Origin of the sequence: Streptomyces sp. NPDC007095 (genome assembly GCF_040634475.1) — a bacterium.
In the GTDB taxonomy this organism is placed as follows: domain Bacteria; phylum Actinomycetota; class Actinomycetes; order Streptomycetales; family Streptomycetaceae; genus Streptomyces.
The window spans coordinates 1-2329 of the sequence record NZ_JBEYFS010000481.1; the positions used below are offsets into that span (position 1 = coordinate 1).

Here is a 2329-nt window from a genome sequence, read left to right on the forward strand (position 1 = left end):
GTACGTCCAGTACGAGGACTTCCGGCCGGCACGCCGAGAGCACGCACCGGACGCCGCTCCTTGACGGGCAAACGTTGCCTGCCGCGGCACTAGCCGTACGCACCCAAGCCCCCACCCGAGCCGCCTGCCTCCCCTTCCGGAAGGGAACCCGTCATGGATCGAGACGATCTCATCCTCATCAGCGTCGACGACCACATCATCGAACCCCCCGACATGTTCGTGAACCACCTCCCCGAGCGGTACAAGGACGACGCGCCCCAACTGGTCCACCAGGACGACGGCACCGACACCTGGACGTTCCGGGAGACGGTGATCCGCACCGCCGCGCTCAATGCGGTGGCCGGCCGGCCCAAGGAGGAGTACGGCCTCGAACCGCAGGCCCTGGACGAGATCCGCCCCGGTTGCTACGACGTGAACGAGCGCGTCGCCGACATGAACGCGGGCGGCATCCTCGCCCAGATGAACTTCCCGTCCTTCCCGGGCTTCGCGGCCAGGCTGTTCGCCACGGAGGACGCCGACTTCTCACTCGCGCTGGTGAGGGCCTACAACGACTGGCACATCGACGAATGGTGCGGGGCGCATCCCGGGCGGTTCATCCCGATGGCGATCCCGGTCATCTGGGACGCCGAACTGTGCGCGGCGGAGGTCCGCCGGGTGGCCGCCAAGGGCTGCCACTCGCTGACCTTCACCGAGAATCCCGCGGTGCTCGGGTACCCGAGCTTCCACGACCCGTACTGGAACCCGCTCTGGCGGGCGCTGTCCGACACCGACACCGTCCTGTCGGTGCACATCGGCTCCTCGGGCAGGCTGGCGATCCCGGCGGTCGACTCGCCGCCCGACGTCATGATCACCCTGCAGCCGATGAACATCGTCTCGGCCGCCGCCGACCTGCTGTGGTCCCAGCCGGTCAAGGACTTCCCCGATCTGAAGATCGCCCTGTCGGAGGGCGGCACGGGCTGGATCCCCTACTTCCTGGAGCGGGTGGACCGCACCTTCGAGATGCACGCGGCCTGGACCCTCCAGGACTTCGGCGGGAAGCTGCCGTCGGAGGTCTTCCGGGAGCACTTCCTCACCTGCTTCATCAGTGACCCGATGGGGGTGAAACTCCGTCACGAGATCGGCATCGACAACATCGCCTGGGAGTGCGACTACCCGCACAGCGACTCGATGTGGCCGGAGGCGCCCGAGGAACTCATGGGCGTGATGGAACGCTTCGACGTGCCCGACTCGGACATCGCCAAGATGACCCACGAGAACGCCATGCGCTGGTACTCCTTCGATCCCTTCACCCATGTCCCGCGCGAGCAGGCCACGGTGGGGGCGCTGCGCAAGCGGGCCGAGGGCCACGACGTGTCCATCCAGTCGCGCAGCCACCGTCTGATCGAACCCGCCGAGAAGCTGGAGGCGTACCGCTCCCGGGCGCGCGCGGCGACGGGTGCCGCCCGATGAGCGACCTGGTCCTGACCGAACGGGTCGGCAACGTCCTCGTCGCGACCCTGAACCGGCCCGAGGCCCGCAACGCGCTGAGTCCGGAGCTGATCGACGACCTGTCGGACGTACTGCGGGAGGCGCACGCCGATCCGGGGGTCCGGGCGATCGTTCTGACGGGCGCCGGAACCGTGTTCTGCGCCGGCATGGACCTCAAGGCGTTCGCGAAGGGCGGCGGCAAGTTCGACGGTCTGGTGTGGTTCTTCCGGGACGGCATCGGCACCCCCGTGATCGCGGCGCTGAACGGCTCCGCCCTCGGCGGCGGCTTCGAAATGGTGCTGGCCTGCGACCTGGTCGTGGCGGCCGAGGACGCCAGGCTCGGGATCGCCGAGGTCAAGCGGGGCCTGTTCGCGGCCGGGGGCGGTACGACGCTCGCCGACCGGGTACCGCTGGCGGTCGCCCTGGAGATGGGCCTGACCGGCGATCCGGTCACGGCCGCGCAGGCCGAGCGGGCCGGCCTGGTGAACCGCGCCGTCCCCGCCGACCAGGTACGGGAGGAAGCGCTCGCACTGGCCGGGCGGATCGCCGCCAACGGTCCACTGGGCGTCGCCATGACCAAGAAGCTGATACGGGAACGCCGCTGGGCCGAACCGGACGAGGTCGTGTCGGTGTTCCGCAGCAACGACGCGGCGGAGGGCGCCCGCGCCTTCGCGGAGCGCAGGACGCCGGTGTGGACCGGCAGCTGACGCGCGGCGTCCCCCGACGGCCGCCGTACGGTGCCCACGGCGCCCGGAGCGTCACCTCGGGGTGACGTCGGCAACGTTCCGTATGGAGCGGCCCGCGATACCGGCAGGTCAGCGATCCAGCGCACCTTCGGTGCGCGCCGGGGGCGTGGTAAATC

General features: G+C 69.9%; 2 protein-coding genes. Both read left to right on the plus strand.

Annotated elements, in window-relative coordinates:
- Positions 1-153 precede the first annotated feature (153 nt).
- Positions 154-1449 (plus strand): amidohydrolase family protein, encoded by a 1296-nt coding sequence (locus tag ABZ656_RS57535; RefSeq protein WP_101406908.1) that lies wholly within the window; start codon positions 154-156, stop codon positions 1447-1449.
- Positions 1446-2174, plus strand: a complete 729-nt coding sequence (locus ABZ656_RS57540; protein WP_360280678.1) for an enoyl-CoA hydratase-related protein — start codon at positions 1446-1448, stop codon at positions 2172-2174. The genes ABZ656_RS57535 and ABZ656_RS57540 overlap by 4 nt, the downstream gene beginning before the upstream one ends.
- Positions 2175-2329 lie beyond the last annotated feature (155 nt).

Coding starts and splice junctions, on each gene's coding strand:
- ABZ656_RS57535 (WP_101406908.1), top strand. CDS start 154: ATGGATCGAGACGATCTCATCCTCATCAGCGTCGACGACCACATCATC.
- ABZ656_RS57540 (WP_360280678.1), top strand. CDS start 1,446: ATGAGCGACCTGGTCCTGACCGAACGGGTCGGCAACGTCCTCGTCGCG.